General features: G+C 38.0%; 16 protein-coding genes. 14 read left to right on the forward strand and 2 right to left on the reverse strand.

What is annotated here, in order from left to right:
* Positions 1-471 precede the first annotated feature (471 nt).
* Positions 472-1704: an RtcB family protein gene (locus tag FEE95_RS08950; protein WP_138657605.1), complete on the reverse strand. Its 1233-nt coding sequence runs from the start codon at positions 1702-1704 to the stop codon at positions 472-474.
* Positions 1705-1828: 124 nt separating this feature from the next.
* Between FEE95_RS08950 and FEE95_RS08955 the strand changes: the two genes are divergently transcribed.
* The 10 genes from FEE95_RS08955 (at position 1829) to FEE95_RS22315 (ending at position 15401) form a co-directional block, all read left to right on the forward strand.
* Entirely contained in the window at positions 1829-2518 is a 690-nt protein-coding gene (locus tag FEE95_RS08955; RefSeq protein WP_138657606.1) for a Crp/Fnr family transcriptional regulator, read from the forward strand.
* A gap of 90 nt (positions 2519-2608) precedes the next feature.
* Positions 2609-3508 carry a universal stress protein gene (locus FEE95_RS08960; RefSeq protein WP_138657607.1) on the forward strand — a complete coding sequence of 300 codons (900 nt, stop codon included), beginning with the start codon at positions 2609-2611 and terminating at the stop codon, positions 3506-3508.
* A 357-nt stretch (positions 3509-3865) separates the two neighbouring features.
* Complete coding sequence (locus tag FEE95_RS08965) at positions 3866-6019, forward strand: VIT and vWA domain-containing protein (protein WP_138657608.1); 2154 nt, start codon at positions 3866-3868, stop codon at positions 6017-6019.
* Positions 6020-6258: 239 nt separating this feature from the next.
* Positions 6259-6834 (forward strand): hypothetical protein, encoded by a 576-nt coding sequence (locus tag FEE95_RS08970; RefSeq protein ID WP_138657609.1) that lies wholly within the window; start codon positions 6259-6261, stop codon positions 6832-6834.
* A 30-nt stretch (positions 6835-6864) separates the two neighbouring features.
* Positions 6865-7758, forward strand: a complete 894-nt coding sequence (locus FEE95_RS08975) for an SH3 domain-containing protein (RefSeq protein ID WP_138657610.1) — start codon at positions 6865-6867, stop codon at positions 7756-7758.
* Positions 7759-7769: 11 nt separating this feature from the next.
* Positions 7770-8810, forward strand: a complete 1041-nt coding sequence (locus FEE95_RS08980; RefSeq protein ID WP_138657611.1) for a hypothetical protein — start codon at positions 7770-7772, stop codon at positions 8808-8810.
* A 69-nt stretch (positions 8811-8879) separates the two neighbouring features.
* On the forward strand, positions 8880-11912 hold the full coding sequence (locus FEE95_RS08985; protein ID WP_138657612.1) for a ligand-binding sensor domain-containing protein: 3033 nt from the start codon (positions 8880-8882) through the stop codon (positions 11910-11912).
* A 7-nt stretch (positions 11913-11919) separates the two neighbouring features.
* Positions 11920-12669, forward strand: a complete 750-nt coding sequence (locus tag FEE95_RS08990; protein ID WP_138657613.1) for a LytR/AlgR family response regulator transcription factor — start codon at positions 11920-11922, stop codon at positions 12667-12669.
* 107 nt (positions 12670-12776) lie between these two features.
* On the forward strand, positions 12777-13898 hold the full coding sequence (locus tag FEE95_RS08995; RefSeq protein ID WP_138657614.1) for an ARPP-1 family domain-containing protein: 1122 nt from the start codon (positions 12777-12779) through the stop codon (positions 13896-13898).
* Positions 13899-14060: 162 nt separating this feature from the next.
* The gene (locus tag FEE95_RS22315) at positions 14061-15401 is read left to right on the forward strand and encodes a 3-keto-disaccharide hydrolase (protein ID WP_238474542.1); all 1341 of its coding nucleotides are present in this window, start codon (positions 14061-14063) and stop codon (positions 15399-15401) included.
* Here the strand turns inward: FEE95_RS22315 and FEE95_RS09005 are convergent, their stop codons facing one another.
* Positions 15402-16247 carry an alpha/beta hydrolase gene (locus FEE95_RS09005; protein ID WP_171037017.1) on the reverse strand — a complete coding sequence of 282 codons (846 nt, stop codon included), beginning with the start codon at positions 16245-16247 and terminating at the stop codon, positions 15402-15404.
* Between the two features lie 53 nt (positions 16248-16300).
* On the opposite strand from FEE95_RS09005, the gene FEE95_RS09010 reads away from it, so the two are divergent.
* The 4 genes from FEE95_RS09010 (at position 16301) to madM (ending at position 20386) form a co-directional block, all read left to right on the forward strand.
* Complete coding sequence (locus FEE95_RS09010) at positions 16301-17704, forward strand: sulfatase family protein (RefSeq protein WP_138657615.1); 1404 nt, start codon at positions 16301-16303, stop codon at positions 17702-17704.
* Positions 17705-17774: 70 nt separating this feature from the next.
* Positions 17775-19256 carry an acyl-CoA synthetase gene (locus FEE95_RS09015; RefSeq protein ID WP_138657616.1) on the forward strand — a complete coding sequence of 494 codons (1482 nt, stop codon included), beginning with the start codon at positions 17775-17777 and terminating at the stop codon, positions 19254-19256.
* 11 nt (positions 19257-19267) lie between these two features.
* Positions 19268-19636: a malonate transporter subunit MadL gene (gene madL / locus FEE95_RS09020; protein WP_138657617.1), complete on the forward strand. Its 369-nt coding sequence runs from the start codon at positions 19268-19270 to the stop codon at positions 19634-19636.
* A gap of 3 nt (positions 19637-19639) precedes the next feature.
* Positions 19640-20386 (forward strand): malonate transporter subunit MadM, encoded by a 747-nt coding sequence (madM, locus tag FEE95_RS09025; protein WP_138657618.1) that lies wholly within the window; start codon positions 19640-19642, stop codon positions 20384-20386.
* The last annotated feature ends 18 nt before the right edge of the window (positions 20387-20404 follow it).

Raw genomic sequence — 20404 nt, forward strand, 5'->3', positions numbered from 1 at the left:
ATTCCATTTGTATGGGTTTATAAGTTATGACGGTGCAAAGATGAAAACGATTTTTAAATTACACAAGAAAAAATCAATTTAATTTATTGATAATCAGATAGTTACATTGAAATATGAACAATAGAATCCCTGTCCGTCATATTGCGGATTTTGAACATTTATTACAACTGTCTGTCTACCAATTGTTTTCTGTTTCAACTATGCTATTTTATTCGTTTACTTCTTTTCACATTTAACTTTAAAAAATTCCACAAAAAAAGCGTCCAATTGTAATTGGACGCTTTCATTTTATCGCTTAATCGAGTTATTTCATAGAATCAACTGTTGGATAAAGTCACATAGCGTCCGTTTCGCTCACTATATTCTGAGCGAAAATCGCAGAGCCAAAGCTCTATTTGTTGCATGATATGTAACTTTCTCGGTGTCATTTGTTTTACAAAGATGTGATTTTATATGTATAACTTCCAAATATTATCGATTTCTGGGCTTCTTCTTCCAAGGCGCATTCTTCATCCAATCCCCAGCCATGATACACCCGTAAGGCATCACTTCATCTTGAACCGTACCTAAACCAAATTCATCCATTTGGCCTCTAACTGCAGCTGCATTTTTATAGGCACTAGGCAATTCAGAAACATCAATCTCATTCGAGAAGAAACGCACATCCAATCCTTTGGTTTCTTCAAAGAATACTTCTTCATTAGTGAACTCAGCTTTGTTTTTCTTATGCTGTGTTCTACTCATGTTTCGACCTGCACCGTGAGGCGCAAAACCTAAGTTTGTTGCTGTAGTACTTCCATCAACTATTAATACAGGTTCGGCCATGTTCAACGGAATCAATCTTGGACCCGTAATATCAGGCATAAATTTGGCATCCAAAGGTGTAGCACCTTTTGCGTGATAAAAAACATCATCATCTTGGAATACAAAATTATGTTCGTTCCAAAAACGGTTTTCAATTTTGACCCCCAAAGCTTCCAAAGTAGCATCATGAATAACTTCATGGTTTTTCTTTGTCCATGCTCTTATGATTTGCAAAGCATGCCAATAGTTTTCACCTTCTTCCGTATCAAAGGGAATCCACGCATTCTGCTTTAAGGTTTCTGGAGAAAGTTCTTTTCTGAAACGTTCAGCAATTTTCATCCCTTTGGTGTACAACCGAGCGCCAGGACCACGCGAACCGTGATGGGTAATTAACATGGCGTTTCCGGTTTCTTTTGAAATTCCAACAAACAAGAAATGGTTTCCATCACCTTGTGTTCCTAAATGTGTTCTCGCAATTTGAATCATTTGATTATCCCTAAGGAAATAATTTCTTTCAAATGCTTCTAACAGTTCCGTAGGAAATCGATACTGGGCATTTCTATCTCGTCCACCAGGACCAAAATGTGTACTGGTATGTGCGGCATTCAAGACATCCTTTGGGTCAGCTGAACCAAAATCCGTCAACATCACTGAGCAGCAGATATCAGCGCTATGCATACCTGGGTGAATGGCATTCTTAGCAGCAACAACTCCACCAACGGGAATAGTTCCTTTAGGTCCAGCCGGACAAGCATCAGGCATCACTGCCCCATCAACTAGGGTAGGCGTGCGCATCAAAATATCCATAGATTCCAATACGGAGTTTACATTTTTTTCATCGAACAGGATGATTTTTTTTCCGCAGTCATCACCACAATGGTAACATTGGTTACTCGTCATAATTACATTTGCTTATACCTTTGACAAAGTTGAGTACAGATGATTTCTTAAAACATGATATTTATCAGGTTTTAATTAATTGTGCCAGACTACCTTTACAACATCAGGTATAAAAAGCAAAATCATGGAAAGCAGATGTGAAAATTGTATCGTTCGACAGTTCAACTCATTACGGGCCATGAACAAGGAGGAATTGAAAAAGGTTTCCGATTCAAAAGTGTATAAGACAATCAAAAAGGGGGAAGCTCTTTTTCAAGAAGGGGAGAAGCTCGATGGAATTTTTTGCGTACGAGATGGCGTTTCAAAATTATCAAAACTTAGTGCAAATGGTAAGGACCAAATTGTAAAACTAGCAAGTAAAGGTGAGGTAATCGGACAACGTTCGGTAATAGCTGAAGAATCTACAAATCTTAGTGCGGTTGCCGTTAATGATATGGAAGTGTGTTTTATTCCAAAGGAAATCATTTCAAATACCTTGAATACAAATCCGAATTTTGCGGTTGAGGTACTTCGGCATATGGCGCATGACCTCAAAGAGGCTGATGACGTCATCGTGAATATGTCCCAAAAAACGGTAAAGCAACGTATGGCAGAGGCTTTCCTGTATTTAAAAAACAACTATGGGGAAACCGAAGACGGGTTTCTAACACTTACCCTGTCCCGTGAAGATTATGCAAATGTTGTGGGTACAGCCACGGAATCTTGTATCCGAATAATTTCTGAATTCAAGAAAAAGGGCTTTATCAAAACCTCTGGCAAACAAATAGGAGTTGCTAACGAGAAACAACTCCAAGATTTGATAGACGGATTTTGAATTTTCGTTACTTCATAAAAGCTAACAAATGTCATAGTCCGCGGCAAACTATCAATTTACTTTTACTTCAAAGATTACAATAAAATGTAGATGAAGAATATACTCATACCGACGGATTTTTCAGAGAACGCATGGAATGCTACGAAATATGCACTTGAACTCTTCAAAAACGAAGAATGCGTTTTTCACCTGTTAAATACATACACACCGGCGATTGCAAGTAGTCGCTTTATGGCGGCAACCCTTGATGGTGGTTCCATTGAAAATGGAGCTCACCTTCAATCAAAAAGAGGTCTTCAAAATTGGGTAGAACGTATTGGTAAAACATCTAAAAACTCAAAACATAATTTTAAGACCATCTCTTCTTTTAGCTTTCTTGTGGATGAAATCAAGGAAACAATTGAAGAAATAGGTATTGACTTAATTGTAACTGGAACCAAAGGTGCTTCTGGCATGGAAGAAGTTTTTATGGGAAGTAACACCGTTCGTATTATCAAAAGTGTAAAAGACTGCCCAGTTTCGGCCATTCCTCAGGATTTTGAATTCACTACACCAAAAGAAATAGCTTTTGCGACCGATTTTAATCGATTCTATACGACATCGGAATTGCAGCCACTTATCGAAATGGCAAAAACATTTGATGCGGTAATACGCATTGTTCATGTGCAATACAAAATTGAGGCATTGACTGAATTACAGCAGTTCAATCTAAACATGTTGCTTAAGTATCTTAAAGAAGTCGAGCATTATGTGCATACGGTTTCAGAACTGAATTCCGTTTCAAAAACCTTGGAGGTTTTTAGCGAGGAACTCGACATTCATTTGCTGGCGATGTTGAATTATCAGCACAGTTATATGGAACGTATGACACGTGAACCTGTTATAAAAAGAGTTGCGTTTCATACGCAAGTGCCTTTATTGGTGATTCCTGAATTAGGGATGTCAAAGATTACTAAAAAGGATGATGAGGTATCTGCCACTTCCATTTAGCAAGAGATTACAGGGAGGAGGATTATCTTCTTAATTATAATTTTATCTCAGATAGATTGATTTCAACTGTTTTACCATAAATCCTTTTCCAAATACGGTAATCTCACAAGTTTTCTCGGTAATCTTTTCAAGGTATTCAATTTCCTTCATTTTGAATAACATTTCGTTGTCTCCTTTGTTTTTACTTTACTTCCTCTTCTGGCTAACTTATATCGATACACCTCCAAATATTTAATTCCATTCTCTCTATCCGCAACGAATTCTAGTTTATGCTCGACGAATTCTAAAACGGGTCTAATAGGCCTTCCTTTTCACGGTTACATTTGGTAAAAATAACAGTAATCTAAATGTATTATTATGAAACTACTTTGTACAATTTTACTTTTCTGTAGCACTTACATTGGTTTAGCACAACAGACTGACAGTCCATATTTATTGATATCCACTAAAGATGCATCGATTCCGTTAAAGGCTTCCAAAACTGATGTCCAGATTTCTGGAGCTATCGCTCATGTCCGTGTTACTCAGGTGTATCAAAACAAGGGAACCCAAGCCATCGAGGCCAAATATGTATTTCCACTTTCAACGCAAGCAGCGGTGCATAAAATGCAAATGACGATTGGTGAACGCATCGTGAACGCCAAAATATTAGAGCGGGAAGAAGCTCAAAAAGTGTATAAGACAGCTTTGAGCGAAGGGAAACGTGCAGCAAAACTAGACCAAGACAGACCTAATGTATTTCAAATGAATGTCGGTAATATTATGCCGAAGGATGAGATTACAATAGATATTTATTATACCGAAATGTTGCTGCCTGTTAATGAGGAATACCAATTTGTGGCTCCGGCGGTTGTAGGACCCCGATTTACGGACGAAAGTTTAAAAAACACAGAAAGCTTCAACATGCCGTATACCACAAGGGGAATTTCCGACACTTTTGATTTTGATATGACCGTTGCCATCAATGCGGGAATGATTATTCAAAACATCAATTGCAGTAGCCATAAAGTAAATGTGAGGTATCCGGATGTCAAAACTGCGGAAATCTATTTATCCAAGAGCAATGAAAATCCATCGAATAGAGATTTTATCTTGAACTATAACCTCCGTGGAAATAAAATACAATCAGGACTACTCTTATACGAGCACGAAGATGAAAATTTCTTCACCTATCAAATGGAACCTACAAAGCGTTTTGTCTTAGAAGACATCCCCGCTCGGGAATACCTTTTTATTGTAGATGTTTCCGGTTCTATGAATGGTTATCCTTTAGATGTTTCCAAAGAACTGATGCGGAATCTACTTTGCAATCTCCGATTGACAGACACTTTTAATGTGCAATTGTTTGCTTCAAGTTCTACGGTTTTTAGTCCGACACCAGTTGAAACGAATGAGCAGAATATTGAAGCTGCAATCCGCTTTCTTTCCGAAGGTCAAGGAGGCGGAGGTACCCAATTGTTAAGTGCCTTGCATGAGGCTTATAAACTTCCGCGGAAAGACTTGAGTAGTGCTAGGTCTATGGTAGTAATTACCGATGGTTATGTGAGCATTGAAAAGGAAGCTTTCGAACTTATTAGGAGAAATCTTGACCAAGCGAACGTATTCACTTTTGGAATAGGGTCTAGCGTAAATCGGTATCTGATTGAGGGCATGGCCAAAGTTTCGAACAGCGAATCTTTTATCTCGACCTCGATGACAGAGGCACAAGAGGTAGCAAAAAAGTTTCAGGAATATATCGCGACACCTTTATTGACACAAGTGAAAATTGAATCGCAAGGTTTTGATATGTACGACATTGCTCCAAGCAGTATTCCAGATGTTTTTGCGGCAAGACCTGTGGTCGTTCATGGCAAATATCATGGTAAAGCATCGGGTAAAATTATTGTTACAGGATATCAAGGCAAGAAAAAGTTCAGGCAAGAATATAAGGTTTCCGATGGGCACTTAAGCAATGCCAACAAAGCGCTACGCTATTTATGGGCAAGAAAGAAAATAGCAGAACTAGACGACTATAAAAAGCTCTTCTATGAAGACATAAAAGATAGTGTTGTCGCATTGGGACTGAAGTACAGCTTGGCCACGAACTATACCTCATTTGTTGCGGTAGATGAATCTGTGGTGAACAAAGATGGCGGATTGAAAACTGTAAAACAACCTTTGCCTATGCCTAAAAACGTGAACAATTCAGCGGTAGGTGCAGAGGCGGAAGTGAACGAAAGAACAAAGTTTAAACCGTCATATACGATTGTCTTTGATGAAAACATAATCAAAACGGAAAAAAGAAAAGTTACCATGGAATTCAAATTGAAATACTCAAAACTGGTCATGAAATATTTAGAAAAATATGAAGGACTTCGGGTACGATTTAATGCAAAAGGAAAGCTGATTAGCATTGAGAAAAAGGAAAACGGAAAATGGATTTCAGACGAAACCATACTAAAAGAATTTACAACGGTTTCCGTCAAGAAAATGACGCTAAATAAGGAAATGACTTTGACCTTGAAAAAATAGTTTAGTCAGTGTTTGGTTGGTTTGTTGATTCCCTGTCTGGGGAAATAAGGCCTGTAAGTATCGAAAGAACTTGCAGGTTTTTCTTTTTGTAGCCATTTAAATTAGCCAAGTTTAATCCAGCGTCTTGATATTCTCAACGAATTCTAGTTTAGGTGCTACGAATACTAGAACACCCCCGATAACCCCTTAAGTCTGCTGTAGTTTAGAGGTATAGAAATCAAATAATTAAAACAAATATCATGAAAAACAGTATTCTTTTATCCCTTACATTTTTAACCTGCACATTTGGTCTTTCGGTTACAAATGCACAACAATTCCGGACTACGGAAAAGTACACCTTAATCAATGAACGCGGTATTGGTCAAGAAGAGGAAGGCGCTGCGCAAATTGATTTTGTAGCATTAGAGGATAACGGCGAGACAATTGCCATATTGGACATTGGCTCATTAGAGTTATTAGAAGATGTGCACGTCACTTTACTCTCAGAACCTAATCTAGAGGATATTAGTGAAATCTTAAAAGTAGAATTGGAATATTCTGCCTGCTGCACAAGTACAGATACCTATTACTTTTTGGTGACCGATGAAAATGATTTCATCGCCTTACCCAAACTAGAAAACGAGTATTGCGGTGAGACGCAATTAGACATGCATTACATTTTTCCAAGTCAGGAATGCGGACAGGAAGGTGCGATTCTCAAGGCAGAATTACAGTACACTGAAACATATACAATCAAAGACATCGATGTGCTTCAAAGCATTGTTTGGAATGATGATGACTTTGATTATGAAGACGCTATTACAGCAAATTATTAATTGATTATTAACCCTTTAAAATTTAGTATTATGAAAAATTTGAAAAAAAGTATCCTAATTTTAAGTCTGTTTGCGGCCGCAAATATTTTTGCTCAAACAGCTCCCGATGTACAATTTGAAACCAATTCCGATTCGACTGCAATAGAAGATGTATCCTACGAGTATCTTTTGGCTCACCGAGTCCATTTGCGCGAAAAACCTTCTTTGAAATCTAAAAGATTGGCAGTTTTAAATATTGGCTCAAAGTTATCCTTATGGGAAAAGAGCGCCAATTATGAAGAACTAAATGGTATTAGAAGCAACTGGTATCGTGCACGAGTAGGGGATGCTGAAGGATGGATTTGGGGGGGGATGATTGCCCAAAAAACCTTTGGAAGCGAAGCCAATTACGACGTTAAATTCGCATACGGACTTGAAAGCGTACGGGTAAACGAAGAAGGAGTTTTGGAGAAAAACCATCAGTTAAGAGCTTTTAAAAATGGACGGCAAATCGACAAGATTGTTTTTGACGGACATGAGGCTATTCCCATGGAAATCAAGAATATTGGAAACAAAGGTTTATTCAATGTTGAAGATATTTTGACGCTTCAAATCCCTAGTCTTGAACACGGAAGTTCCATAGGTGAAATGTATATTTTCTGGAATAACGGCAAGTTCACAAATGTTGCGAGCTTAATTGATTATGCTGATACGACCTATGCCAAAAGCGAGTCTTTCGTATTTCCTTCGGATATGGAAGGTTTGAAAAGCACCATAGTTTTAGAAACTACGATTACCGATTTTAATAAGGTAAAAGATGAGGAAATAGTTAAAGGCAGCAAAAAGCTAGTGGTTAGTTTCTACACTTGGGATGGGTATAAATTAGTTCAAAAAGAAACCTTACCCACTATTTCTAAAGACCTCGCTTTTAATACGAATGAATAATTAAAAGAAGAATGAAACAAATCATTGTTTTACTATCATTTATACTAGTAAATATAGGCTGCAAGAAGCCGTTTTCGCAAAGTCCGGAAACGGCACTTGCTTTGCCTCTAGAAAAAAAGCCTACTAACGGATCCGTTGTTTTTATTGCGGGTTTTGATGAAGGAACGAATGCTTACTACACTAAAGCCAAACAGTATTTTGAAGGCCAGGGAATACAAGTAATCGATAGTTTGTTTTCTTTGAATGAGATACTTACCTATATAAATCACCAAGCAGAAAACCGGATACATTTTGATGAAATACATATTGTTAGTCATAGCAACGCTTGGCTTGGAATGTCTCTAAAAACCATAAGAAACGGGGAACGTATTACCCTAAAAACCTTACAAAAAACTAGAGCAGAAAATCAGATTAAAGACGTGCAGAATGGTATCACAAATGACACAAAAATCATTTTTCATTCCTGCGGTCTGGGCGAAAACCAAGCCCTGTTACAAGAATTAAAAGACACATTTACAACAACTAAAGCCCCAAAGGTATATGCATCAACTTTCTTCAATGTCTTTGGCGGGAAATTTGCCGGACACTATTTAGCGAAACCCTATTATACATTTTACCCTACAGCTGAATCTAAAGGACCTGCGCATCTAGCGAAAGAATTTAAATCGACTTATCCCCAAACGCAAATTGATTGGTTTACAGCCATAAAAACAAGACGTGAAACTTCTCTTGGGGAGGCCTATAGTTTTAAGTTCAATATCCCCGTAAATTGGGAGTTTAAATTTGACAATTTTTCTGATATTCCAGTTTTAAAGGATAAAGATGCCATAATGGATTGGGTATCTGAATCTCAAGAAATGGCAGAAGTGCTTTTTGAACTGAATATTCCCATTGAAAAATATCGTTGGAAGACTGAAGTTCGAGGTAGAAAATTAATGATTAAAGGAAAAACCACAGTACTCTGCGTATTGGCACCTATTTTGCAAGATAGAGGTAAAGGAGAATATCAAAAACCAAGGGTTGAAGACCCAAACTTGTATCAAATATTATAGTGCTAAATTCGTTAGTCAAGTGAAGTTTAAATCACTTCAGCACTTAAAAATATAAGCTAAAACGTCTATTTGAGTCCGTATTTAAAATACCTATTTCTATGTCTGTGCTTTGCAATGGCGCACCAAACTGTAGCACAAAATAGTCAGCTACGGGCGTATACGATAGAAGATGGTTTGCCGCACTCTCAAGTCTACGATATTGTACAAGATGATATGGGCTATCTATGGTTGGGAACACAAGGTGGCGGACTCGCCAATTTCGACGGAGATAAATTCGAAGTCTGGAATGAAAGTGATGGCCTACTTTCAAACTACATCCATGCTTTATATGCGTCAAATGATTCCCTTTTTATTGGAAGTAAAAAAGGACTTTCTGTAAAGGTAAAGAACAGCTTTGTAAATTTTGAAGCTCCGCAAATACTGCAATTTCATCCCTCTAAAAAAAGCATCTTTATAGCAACGAAAAAGGGAGTGTATTCTTTTTCCAAGGAAGAAAACCTAAAAAATATTTCCATTAATCCAGAAATAGATGCAAGTGAAATCAATGCCATGCTTTTTGATGGAAACTACTATTGGCTAGCCACCAACAACGGATTGTGGAGACTTAGCGAATTAAATAGTTCCGCGCTTGAGATGACTAAGTTGGAAATTTACAATTTCTCGGCTGTTCTTTTACAAAAGGGCAAGATTATCGCTGCAACCTTTGATGATGGTATTTTTGTTTTGGATAGTAAAAACCCTGCTGATTCATTCTTATTACCCGAACCACCACGTATCAATTCGATGTCGATTCACAACAAAAATGAACTCTGGATAGCCACGGATAACGATGGTATTACCGTCTTAGAAACGGAAAAGTACGCAGAGATAAAACGTTTGAACATCTCAAATGGATTATCGACAAATCATGTGAGAAGAATTCGAAGTGATGACCGAGACAACCTTTGGATTGCGACATCTGGCGGAGGATTTTATAAGTATTTCCAGAATAATTTTAAGCATTTTGATAAAACTACAGGCTTAAAAGGAAACCGAATTTTTGCAGTTCACAACGCAAAGGATGGGGTATGGTTGTCGAGTTCAGAATCGGGTCTGACAAGGATAGATTCCCTTGGAATTCATCCGATTCCGAATGAAAATCCCTTTTTCGATGTAAAAGTCAAGACGATTACAAGTGATGCAAAAGGCAATGTTTGGGCAGGTTCTGATGATAGAGGCATCCTATTTCGGGAAACTAAAATGGTGGATAGTTTGGTATATACTGTAAGCAGTTCTCTCCAGATAAAAATTGATACGATTTCAAAAGAAGTAACGAAGAATCATATCATAGATGAAAGCAAAGGATTTCTATCGGATTGGGTTCGTAAGATTGTTGTTGATGACAATGCCATCTGGGCAGCTACCTATGCCAGTGGTATTGTAAAATTTAACTACGATTCAGATACCGACAGTCTTATGATTCAAAAAACTTTTGGAAGACAAGATGGTATCACCGACCTACTGATAAATGATTTAGCGAAAGATGCAAAAGGTAGATTTTGGTTCTCCTCTAAAAACGGACACTTAGCTTTTATCGCCGATGATAAAGTTAACTACGTTGAAACTGAGCTAAAGGAACAAACTGCTATTGGAACCCTACTTTTTCATGATGATACTATGTTCTTGGGTACTTCCGGAAAAGGAATTTGGTATGCTAATAGTAGTGACCCTAGCAATTTTCAACAATTGAAAGGTGCAAAAAAGCTATCCTCGAATAACATTTACCAACTAATTTTTGACGACCAAGGCTACTTATGGGCAGGCACCGAACGTGGCATAGATAAGATTGAATTAAATACTGCCAACGAAATCATTGATGTCTATCATTTTGGAAGAAACGATGGATTTTTAGGTATAGAAACCTGTTTGAACGCGGTGGATAAAGATGATAAAGGCAACCTTTGGTTTGGCGCGATTTATGGGTTGACACAACATGTACCCAATGAAAATGTAAAAATAGCCGTACAACCAAAAGTATATTTCACAGGAGTAGAGGAGCGTTATAAAAATATCGATTCCCTCAATCTAAAAGATTGGACGAATAGCGATAAAATATTGCAATTGACTCCAGAGCAAACTCAATTGGGCTTTTCCTTCAGAACTTTGGATTTGGACCATCCGAAGGAAATTGAATATCGGACGAAATTAGATGATACGAAATGGAGCCCTTGGGTGAAGGAAAACAAACAAAACTTTGCCGGTCTAGCCTTTGGTTCACATACCTTTTCGGTACAGTCTAGAAATTATCGTTGGGTGGAAAGTAGTCCCATTCAGTTTCGGTTTTTTATCGATAGTCCTCTGTACAAGAAAGACTGGTTTCAATGGGCAGTTCTGACCTTCATTTTTTTGGCTTTATTGGGAATAAGTCTGTTCTATATCAAAAAGATAAAGGCAAAAAACAAAGCAGCGCAAGAGCGTTTAGAAACTCAAAATTACTTATTGAGTTTAGAGCAAAAAGCACTGCGTTTGCAGATGAATCCGCATTTTGTCTTCAATGTTTTAAACGGTATAAAAGCCATGGCAAAAAGTAAACCCGAAAAGATGAATACAACCATCAATAGTTTTGCTGTTTTACTTCGGGAAACACTTCAAAATTCACGAAAGGAAACCATCAGTTTGGACCAAGAAATCAAAGCCTTACGACAATATATAGAAGTGGAAAAGTTAATGGCGACGAAAGCTTTTACATATGATATTGAAGTGCAAACAGAACCGAGTGCTGAAGAAATTTTGATTCCCCCAATGTTGATACAACCCTTTGTGGAGAATGCTATCAGGCATGGTATTTTAAAGGGAGATAAAGAAGGGGTACTCCAGGTTAGTTTCCATACCTCGGAAACTCGTTTGCATTGTACCATTTCAGACAATGGGATGGGTATTTTCAAATCGCAAAGTGAAAAGACCAAAACTGACCATCAATCGATGGCACTAGTGGTGACCAAGGAAAGGTTGGAGTCTATTTCTGGGAAAAATTCATTGCAAATTGAAGAAATCAAAAAAGAAGATGGTACTATTGAAGGAACTGAGATAGCTTTTGAAATACCTTTGTTAACTGATTATTAGAGAAAGTATGCTTACAGCAATTATTGTAGAAGACATGCCAGACGCGCTAGCTTTGTTGCGGAAGGATATTGAAACCCAACATCCAGAAATCGAGATTATTGCTACTGCCCGAAGTGTTGTAGAAGCTGCAAAGGTTTTGCGAAAAAATCAAGCTGATATTCTTTTTCTAGACATCATGTTAGGTGATGGGACTGGATTTGATATTTTAGAGATTTTCCCAGATTTAAAATCAAAAATCATTTTTGTAACGGCGAGTGACGAGTTTGCGATACGCGCCTTCAAATTTGCGGCCATAGACTATGTGTTGAAACCCTATTCCCAAGAGGATTTAGGTTTAGCAATCAATCGTGCGAAAGAACAAATACAGCCTAATAAAGAGCGTTTGCGGATTTTGAAAGACACCATTTCAGCACCCGAGCAAAAACCGGATAAGATTTCGCTACACACTTTAGACCAAATCATCATCGTAAGCCTAGATGATATCGTGCGATGCGAATCAGACAGCAACAATACTATTTTTCACCTTCAAGACAAGCGTAAAATATTCGTTACCAAGACCTTAAAGTATTTTGCTGATATGCTTCAGAGTTATGACTTTTTACGAATCCATCAAAGTCATTTAGTCAATTTACAATGCATCAGTGCCTACATCAAAACAGATGGGGGCTATCTCATGCTCAAAAACGGCGAAAATGTACCCGTATCCGTCCGTAAAAAAACCGAGGTTATGGAGATTTTAGATAAAATGCACAGATAATACTTTACCTAAGTTAAAGAACGACTTCACGTATTGAAAAGGACACTTCCCTAAATATCGATTGATTCATAAATGGTTCCGATGCTATTTTCGAGTAAAACAATAGTATGAGAACACTAATGAAAACTACTGTACTTTTAAGCTTTTTCCTTGTTTTAATGGGGTGTAAGGAAGAAGTAAAACCAGAAATAGCTCAAAATATTCCTCAAGAAGTATTTGCTGTAGATGGTATCACCATCAATGACCCAAAAACCGTAGAAAACCTGAGTCTTTTTATCCTAACAGGAAAAGAAAAGGTAATCGGTAAGAACTACAATACCTTATCTGAGGCAATGGAGCGAAAGCAAGTGACGGTTAAGGAAACGGGTTCCGTAAACGAACTTGCGATTGATAACAATAGTTCTGATTATGTATTCATACATTCCGGAGACATTGTAAAAGGAGGGAAGCAAGACCGAACCATTAGTTATGATGTAATCATTCCGCCGAATACAAAGGATATTCCACTAGAAAGTTTTTGTGTTGAACAGGGCAGATGGCAACAACGCGCCGATGAGCAAGTAGTAGCTTTTAGCACCAATACAAAAATGCTTTCTTCTAGGGATTTGAAACTAGCCGCTAAACATGAAAATAATCAAGGTAAGGTCTGGAGTAAAGTTTCAGAACAAAAAGAATATTTGAATGAAAAATTATCACTACGAAAGGGATATGACGTTGATGTTGCAGCTAATGAATCGAACAGTAGTTTGCAGTTGGCTTTGGAGAGCGATGAACTCAAAAAAAGCAGGGATTCTATTTATGAAAAATTAAAGGACTTGATTGATACACCGGATGCTATCGGCTATGCCTATGCCATTAACGGAGAGATTTATGGTGTCGAAGTCTATAACAACAAACAGCTTTTTGCCGATTTATGGGATAAAATATTAGAATCCGTGATTGTGGAAGCTATTAGTAAAGAAGGCGAGGAGGCAGAAGCTGAGAAAAGCAAAAAGGAAGTCCTAGTGTATATGGAAGCAGTAAAAGCCAATGACAAGAAGACGAGCAAGATATTAAACAAAGCCACCAAATTTAGAACCATTAAGAATGAAAAGGGAAATATCGTCTTTTCAACTGAAGACTTAGAAAAACAAAAATGGATTCATAAAAGTTATATGAAAGTTGATACTTCGGCGACTGCACAGCATGAAAATGGGTTGCTGAACACGCGATTGCGCATTGAAAATTGATAAAATTAGGTTTCTATAAATCACTAGTTAAATCATTGTTTAAATCAAAGCTTATGACTTTGTTCAGAGTTATCGCTCAAATTGGCAATTTGTGTAAATCTTACGGATTTTCAGCACGAGCTTTTTTTGTACCTTGTATTTTCACATCACAAGGACTTGAAAATGAATTTCAGAATCATAACCCTTATTTTCATTGGCTTAAGTAGTTTTTATGGATTAAGTCAGTCCCTTTCATTTTCAGAAATTAAAGCTTACGAGCGTGCTAATTACAATCGAGAAGTTACATTATGCGATAAACTAGCGGGTCATCCGAGTGATCCAGAGGGAGTCTCTGACGGTGTGACTCAAGAAGCAATGGATAAACCTGCGGCAATCTCGGCTTGTTTGAAAGCATTAAAAAAAGATTCTGAAAACCCAAGACTCAACTACCAATTGGCTAGAGCTTATGGATATTCAGGACGTCACGTCGAGAGTGACCCCTACCGCTTAAAGGCTTTACGAGCTGGTTATCCACAATCCCTGTTCGTGATCGGATACATCCGCATTGAGGGATGGGATGGTCGAGAGGCCGATCCCTGTTATGGCGGTGAATTGGTGCGGAGGTCTGCCGAAGCCGGGCGATTTGCTGGGTTGGTCGGATTTCCGCATTACGTGATGACGGGAACTTTTAAAGATTGCACAAGTTATCCAAAAATAGATAATAATGAGATAAGTTATTTTTTAGACGAAGCGGAGAAAAAAGCGGAAGACTATTATCAACAGATTTTGGTCAAAACTCTCAAGACCTATTTTGACAAGAAATCAGATAATACCGGCTATACTTCAGATGTTTTCAAACAAATTTTTGATGGTAAATCGTTAGAAGGTTGGCATGGCGACACGAATTATTGGCGTGTTGAAAATGGTACATTGGTTGGCGAAGTGACTCCAACAACACCCTTGAAAAGCAACACTTTCCTTATTTGGCAGGGTGGTGAGCCCGCTGATTTTGAATTGAAATTGGAATTCCGAATTTCCGAGGCTGGTAATAGTGGAATCAATTATCGCAGTGAAACTTTGGATAGTATTCCATATGCTTTGCGCGGGTATCAAGCTGATATCGATGGCAAAATAAGATATACCGGACAGAATTATGAGGAAAGAAAACGAACCACTTTGGCCTATAGGGGTGAAAAAGTGATTATTTCGTCTCAAGGCGATCCCGATGAGGTCGGCTCTTTAAGGGCCAATGTGAAAAACAATTGTTGGCAGAGTAGGGAAGTGGTTTCGCAATTGGGAGAATCGGATTCCCTAAAAACAAAAATCAAATTTGAAGATTGGAACGAATTGTATTTAATAGTTGAAGGCAATCGCATGCGTCATTTTGTAAATGGTATTTTAATGAGCGATGTTCAAGATGATGATTCTGTCAACCGAAAAATGTCTGGCAAACTGGGAATGCAGGTTCATGTTGGGCCGCCTATGAAAGTAGAATATCGGAATATTCGACTGAAAAACCTGTAGTTATTCAATCGCTACTTCCGAATTTTCACTCAAATAGCCCAAAGATTGTAGAAATTTATCCGTTTCGATAACTGTCTTTTTATAATTCTCTAATTTATCGTAATTGAAAAAACCGTGTGGCTCATTTTCATAAAGGTGTAATTCACATCTACTACCCACTTTTTCCATTACGGTTTTGTAATATTCCATCGTTTTTACAGGAATCAGTTTGTCTTTTGTTCCCAAGAATATAATGGTTGGAGGAGCATCTTTTTTGATGTTGTGTAAAGGTGAAAAATCTTTATAACTATCACCAACGCGTTCATACCCATACCCGCCGGGGCCATTATCAATAACAGGATTGTAAAGTACTAAAGCATTTGGAATACTACTTTGGCTTAAATCGTCTGTGGCTTCATTGTAATCATCAATCAAAGCCGTAGCCGCCGCCAGGTGCCCTCCAGCGGAACCTCCTGAAGCAATTAATTTGTCCGGGTCTATTTGAAATTTCTCTGCATTCGCTCTAACAAAACGAATTGCCGACTTGGCATCCTTTAATGATTCGAAGGGAGTAGTTCCTTGTCTACTTTCGACCCTATAATCTACCAAAAAACAGACGATTCCTCTTTTTGAAAAATATTGGGCATGATGTTCAAAATGTTTGATGGTACCACCCTTCCAGCCACCTCCAAAAAAGAAAACCATTGCTGGATAATTTATTGTAGAATCCATATTGGGCGGACGGTGGACTTCCATCACCAAATCAGTTGTATCAACTTGTTTATAAAGTATTTTTTCCTGTGCGAAAGAGCTTGCAATAACAAACATGGAAAATATCAGGAAGTATGTATATTGTTTTATACGCATCGATTTTAATGTTACATTTAAGGTAAAAGGTACCATTTTGAATTTTCAAATCAATGTATAAAATAATATTCTTTTGCTTGGGAATTACGCTATTACTAATGTTGAGTTGTAAGTCCAAAGAAGAACAGCCATCCGAAGCTAATACCCAGAAAAGGCCTAATATCATTTTTATTCTAACGGACGACCAAAGATTTGATGCATTAGGATACGCCGGAAATCCTTTGATTCATACGCCTCAAATGGATGAGCTTGCCAAAAATGGAACTTACTTTAAAAATGCCATGGTCACTACTCCGATATGCGCAGCGAGCCGTGCGAGTATCTTAACCGGACTTTATGAGCGAACCCATGGATATGATTTCACTTCAGGGAAAATAGGTTCCTCGTATATGCAAACTTCGTATCCAATTATTTTAAAAGAGAATGGATATCAAACGGCTTTCTATGGCAAGTATGGAGTAAAATACGACAGTCTTGAAAAGCAATTTGACACTTATGAATCCTACGACCGTAATGGTAAATTACCAGATAGAAGGGGATACTATTACAAAACCCTTGGGAAAGATTCGGTTCACTTAACAAGATATACAGGGCAAAAAGCACTTGACTATATCGATACTGTGGATAAAGGGAAACCGTTCTGCCTTTCCCTTAGTTTTAGCGCGCCACATGCCCATGACAATGCCGAGGAGCAATATTTTTGGCAAAAGAAATCTGATTTGTTACTTCAAGAAGTTGATATGCCCGAACCAGATTTAGCCGAGGATGAATTTTTTAATCAACAACCAAAATTTGTACGTGAAGGTTTTAATCGCTCACGTTGGTACTGGCGCTATGATACTCCTGAAAAATACCAGCATAGTTTAAAAGGCTATTATCGAATGATTTCTGGAATAGACAATGAAATTGGAAAAATACGTACTGAGCTCAAAAAAAACGGACTTGATAAAAACACGGTCATCATTTTAATGGGAGATAACGGATACTTCTTAGGAGAACGGCAACTTGCTGGCAAATGGTTACTTTACGACAACTCTGTTCGTGTACCTCTAATTGTATACGACCCGCGAGAAAAGAAACATTATGATAGTGATGAAATGGCTTTGAATATTGATGTTCCTGCAACTATTTTGGATTTAGCAGATGTAAAGAAACCTACTAATTGGCATGGAAAAAGCTTGATGCCTATTGTAAAGAACGGCGGTATTTCTTCGGAACGCGATACCGTATTAATAGAACACCTTTGGGATTTTGAACACATTCCCCCAAGTGAAGGAATCAGAACAAAAGATTGGAAATATTTCCGGTACGTAAATAACAAATCCTTTGAGGAACTATACTATCTAAAAGATGACCCAAAGGAAATTAACAACTTAGCATCCGACCCAAACTACAAAGATAAATTAGATGCTTTTCGAAAATCATGTGATGCTTTAATTGTAATCCATACAGAATAATTATCATAAGGATTTCCTCCCAATAAAAAAAACCATACTTAATACTATATTTGAATAGCAACCAAAATCCATGATTAACTTAATACGAAACGCTGAAAGCCATCTTCAACGAATTGCTATAAAGAGCGAAGGGAACTCCTACTCTTATCAGGAATTATTAGATGCCTCTGAAAATATCGCCTTAGAATTATTAAATACTAACGATGATTTGAGGGAGCAGCGAATTGCCTTTCTAGTCCAACCAGGCTTCATCTATACTACTATCCAATGGGGAATTTGGCGTGCTGGCGGTATTGCCGTTCCCTTATGTGTAAAACATCCGTATTCCTCCATAAAATATGTTATTGAGGATACTTCAGCATCTACAATTATTTGTTCTTCGGATTTCGAGGAACTACTATCTCCATTAAAGAGTAAATCCGAAATTCGATTTTTATCATCAGAGTCATTTTCTGAAAGCGAGGGAAGTCTTCCAGATATAGCCATGAATCGTCGAGCGATGATTTTATACACCAGTGGTACTACAGGAAATCCTAAAGGGGTGGTTACCACCCATGATAATATCGAAACACAAATCACCGCACTTACCACCTCATGGGAATGGCAGAAAGATGACCATATTCTAAATGTCTTGCCCCTACATCATGTACATGGCATCATCAATGTAATGTCTTGCGCTCTTTGGTCAGGGGCTTGTTGTGAGTTCTTACCCAAATTTAGTGCAGATAAAATATTTGAGATTTTTTGCAGAAAAGAAGTCAATGTTTTTATGGCTGTACCTACCATATATTACAAATTAATAGCCTTTTACAACGAACTTTCTAGTGCTAGAAAGAATGAAATATCCGAAGCTTTAAACCCCTTTCGATTAATGGTTTCAGGTTCTGCTGCACTACCAATATCGGTACTAGAAGAATGGCAAAAGATAAGTGGACATATTTTATTGGAACGATACGGGATGACCGAAATGGGCATGGCAATTAGTAATTCATATCGTGATAAACGGATGCCCGGGTATATTGGTCTGCCACTTCATAAAGTTACGGTTAGAATAGCCGACGAGCAGAATAATAGGGTTGAGGTAGGGAGTCAAGGTGAAATTCAGGTAAAAGGTCCTAACGTTTTTAAGGAATATTGGGGGAAACCAGAAGCTACGGCCGAAACCTTTACACAGGATGGTTGGTTCAAGACCGGAGATATTGCGGTCTTCGAAAATGGCAATTATCGAATTTTAGGGCGGAATTCTGTGGATATTATTAAGTCCGGAGGATATAAAATATCGGCCTTAGAGATTGAAGAAGTGCTTCGCAAACACCCACAAATAAAAGAATGTGGCGTTGTTGGAATTCCTGATGAGGAATGGGGCGAGATTATCGGTGCTAGTCTAATCCTGTCTTCGGATGAAATTGATTTGGATGAACTTAAAGATTGGCTGAAGGACAAACTCCCAGGTTATAAAACGCCCAGAAAATATATTTTCCAAGAGGATTTGCCTAGAAATGTAATGGGTAAAGTGACCAAAAAAGAGCTTCAAAAACTATTTGCCAACTAATTTAAACCAATATGAAAATTTACGGAGTAGCCCTTCTGGCTTTTTGCTTTCTTACCGGAAAGTTTATCGGTAATCTATTAGGGGCTGCTATAGGTATAAGTGGTGATGTGGGTGGAGTTGGTTTTGGAATGTTGTTGCTTATTTTGGGAAATATGTATCTCAAAAGAAAAGGTTTGCTGGAACCGCCTACGGAAAAAGGAATTCTTTTCTGGAGCTCAATGTACATTCCGGTAGTCGTTGCTATGTCAGCCACGCAGAACGTAAAAGCGGCAATTTCTGAGGGTCCTATAGCGATTATAGTCGGGGTAATTGTAACCATAACTGGTTTCTTCTTAGTTCCATTGATTTCCAAAATTGGAAGAAAAAAACAAAACGACTAGGCCATGGAAATCATCGAAAAACTAGTTGATAAAAACGGGTTGATTTTTGCCTTTTTAGTGGTTGGGCTAATCATGTGGGCTTCCTATTGGGTTTCGAAAAACATACTTCGAAAGAAGATTCCTGGAGTTGCTATTGCCATTATAGTAGGATTGATGCTAGCGTTTTTTGGAGATAAAAAAGGCATCGCCGACATATCTTTATTCTCTGGGATGGCTTTGTTAGGTGGGTCGATGCTACGAGATTTTACAGTGGTCTCAACGGCAATGGGCGCCGACCTTAATAAAATCAAACAAGCTGGTTTAGCAGGAACTGTTGGATTGTTCGTAGGAGTGATTTTTTCTTTTTTTCTAGGTGTAATACTAGCGTCAATTTTAGGTTATACCGATGTAGTTAGTTTAACCACTATTGGAGCTGGGGCTTGTACATATATTGTTGGTCCAGTTACTGGGTCGGCTTTGGGTGCTAGTTCTGATATAATTGCCATAAGTATTGCTACAGGAGTGGTTAAAGTAATTGTCACAACGATTGGCACCCCGATTATTGCCAAGAAAATAGGTTTGGATAATCCACATTCGGCAGTGGTTTTTGGTGGATTAATGGGAACCACAAGTGGTGTTGCAGCCGGTCTGGCGGCTACTGACCCAAAACTTGTGCCTTATGGTGCTTTAACGGCAACCTTTTCCACAGGTTTGGGATGTTTGCTTTGTCCTTCTATTTTCTACTTCCTCTTAAATGCTGTATTCGGTTAAATCGATGAACATGCCTAT

The sequence above is a fragment of the Maribacter algarum (ex Zhang et al. 2020) genome (assembly GCF_005885635.1).
GTDB lineage: Bacteria > Bacteroidota > Bacteroidia > Flavobacteriales > Flavobacteriaceae > Maribacter_C > Maribacter_C algarum.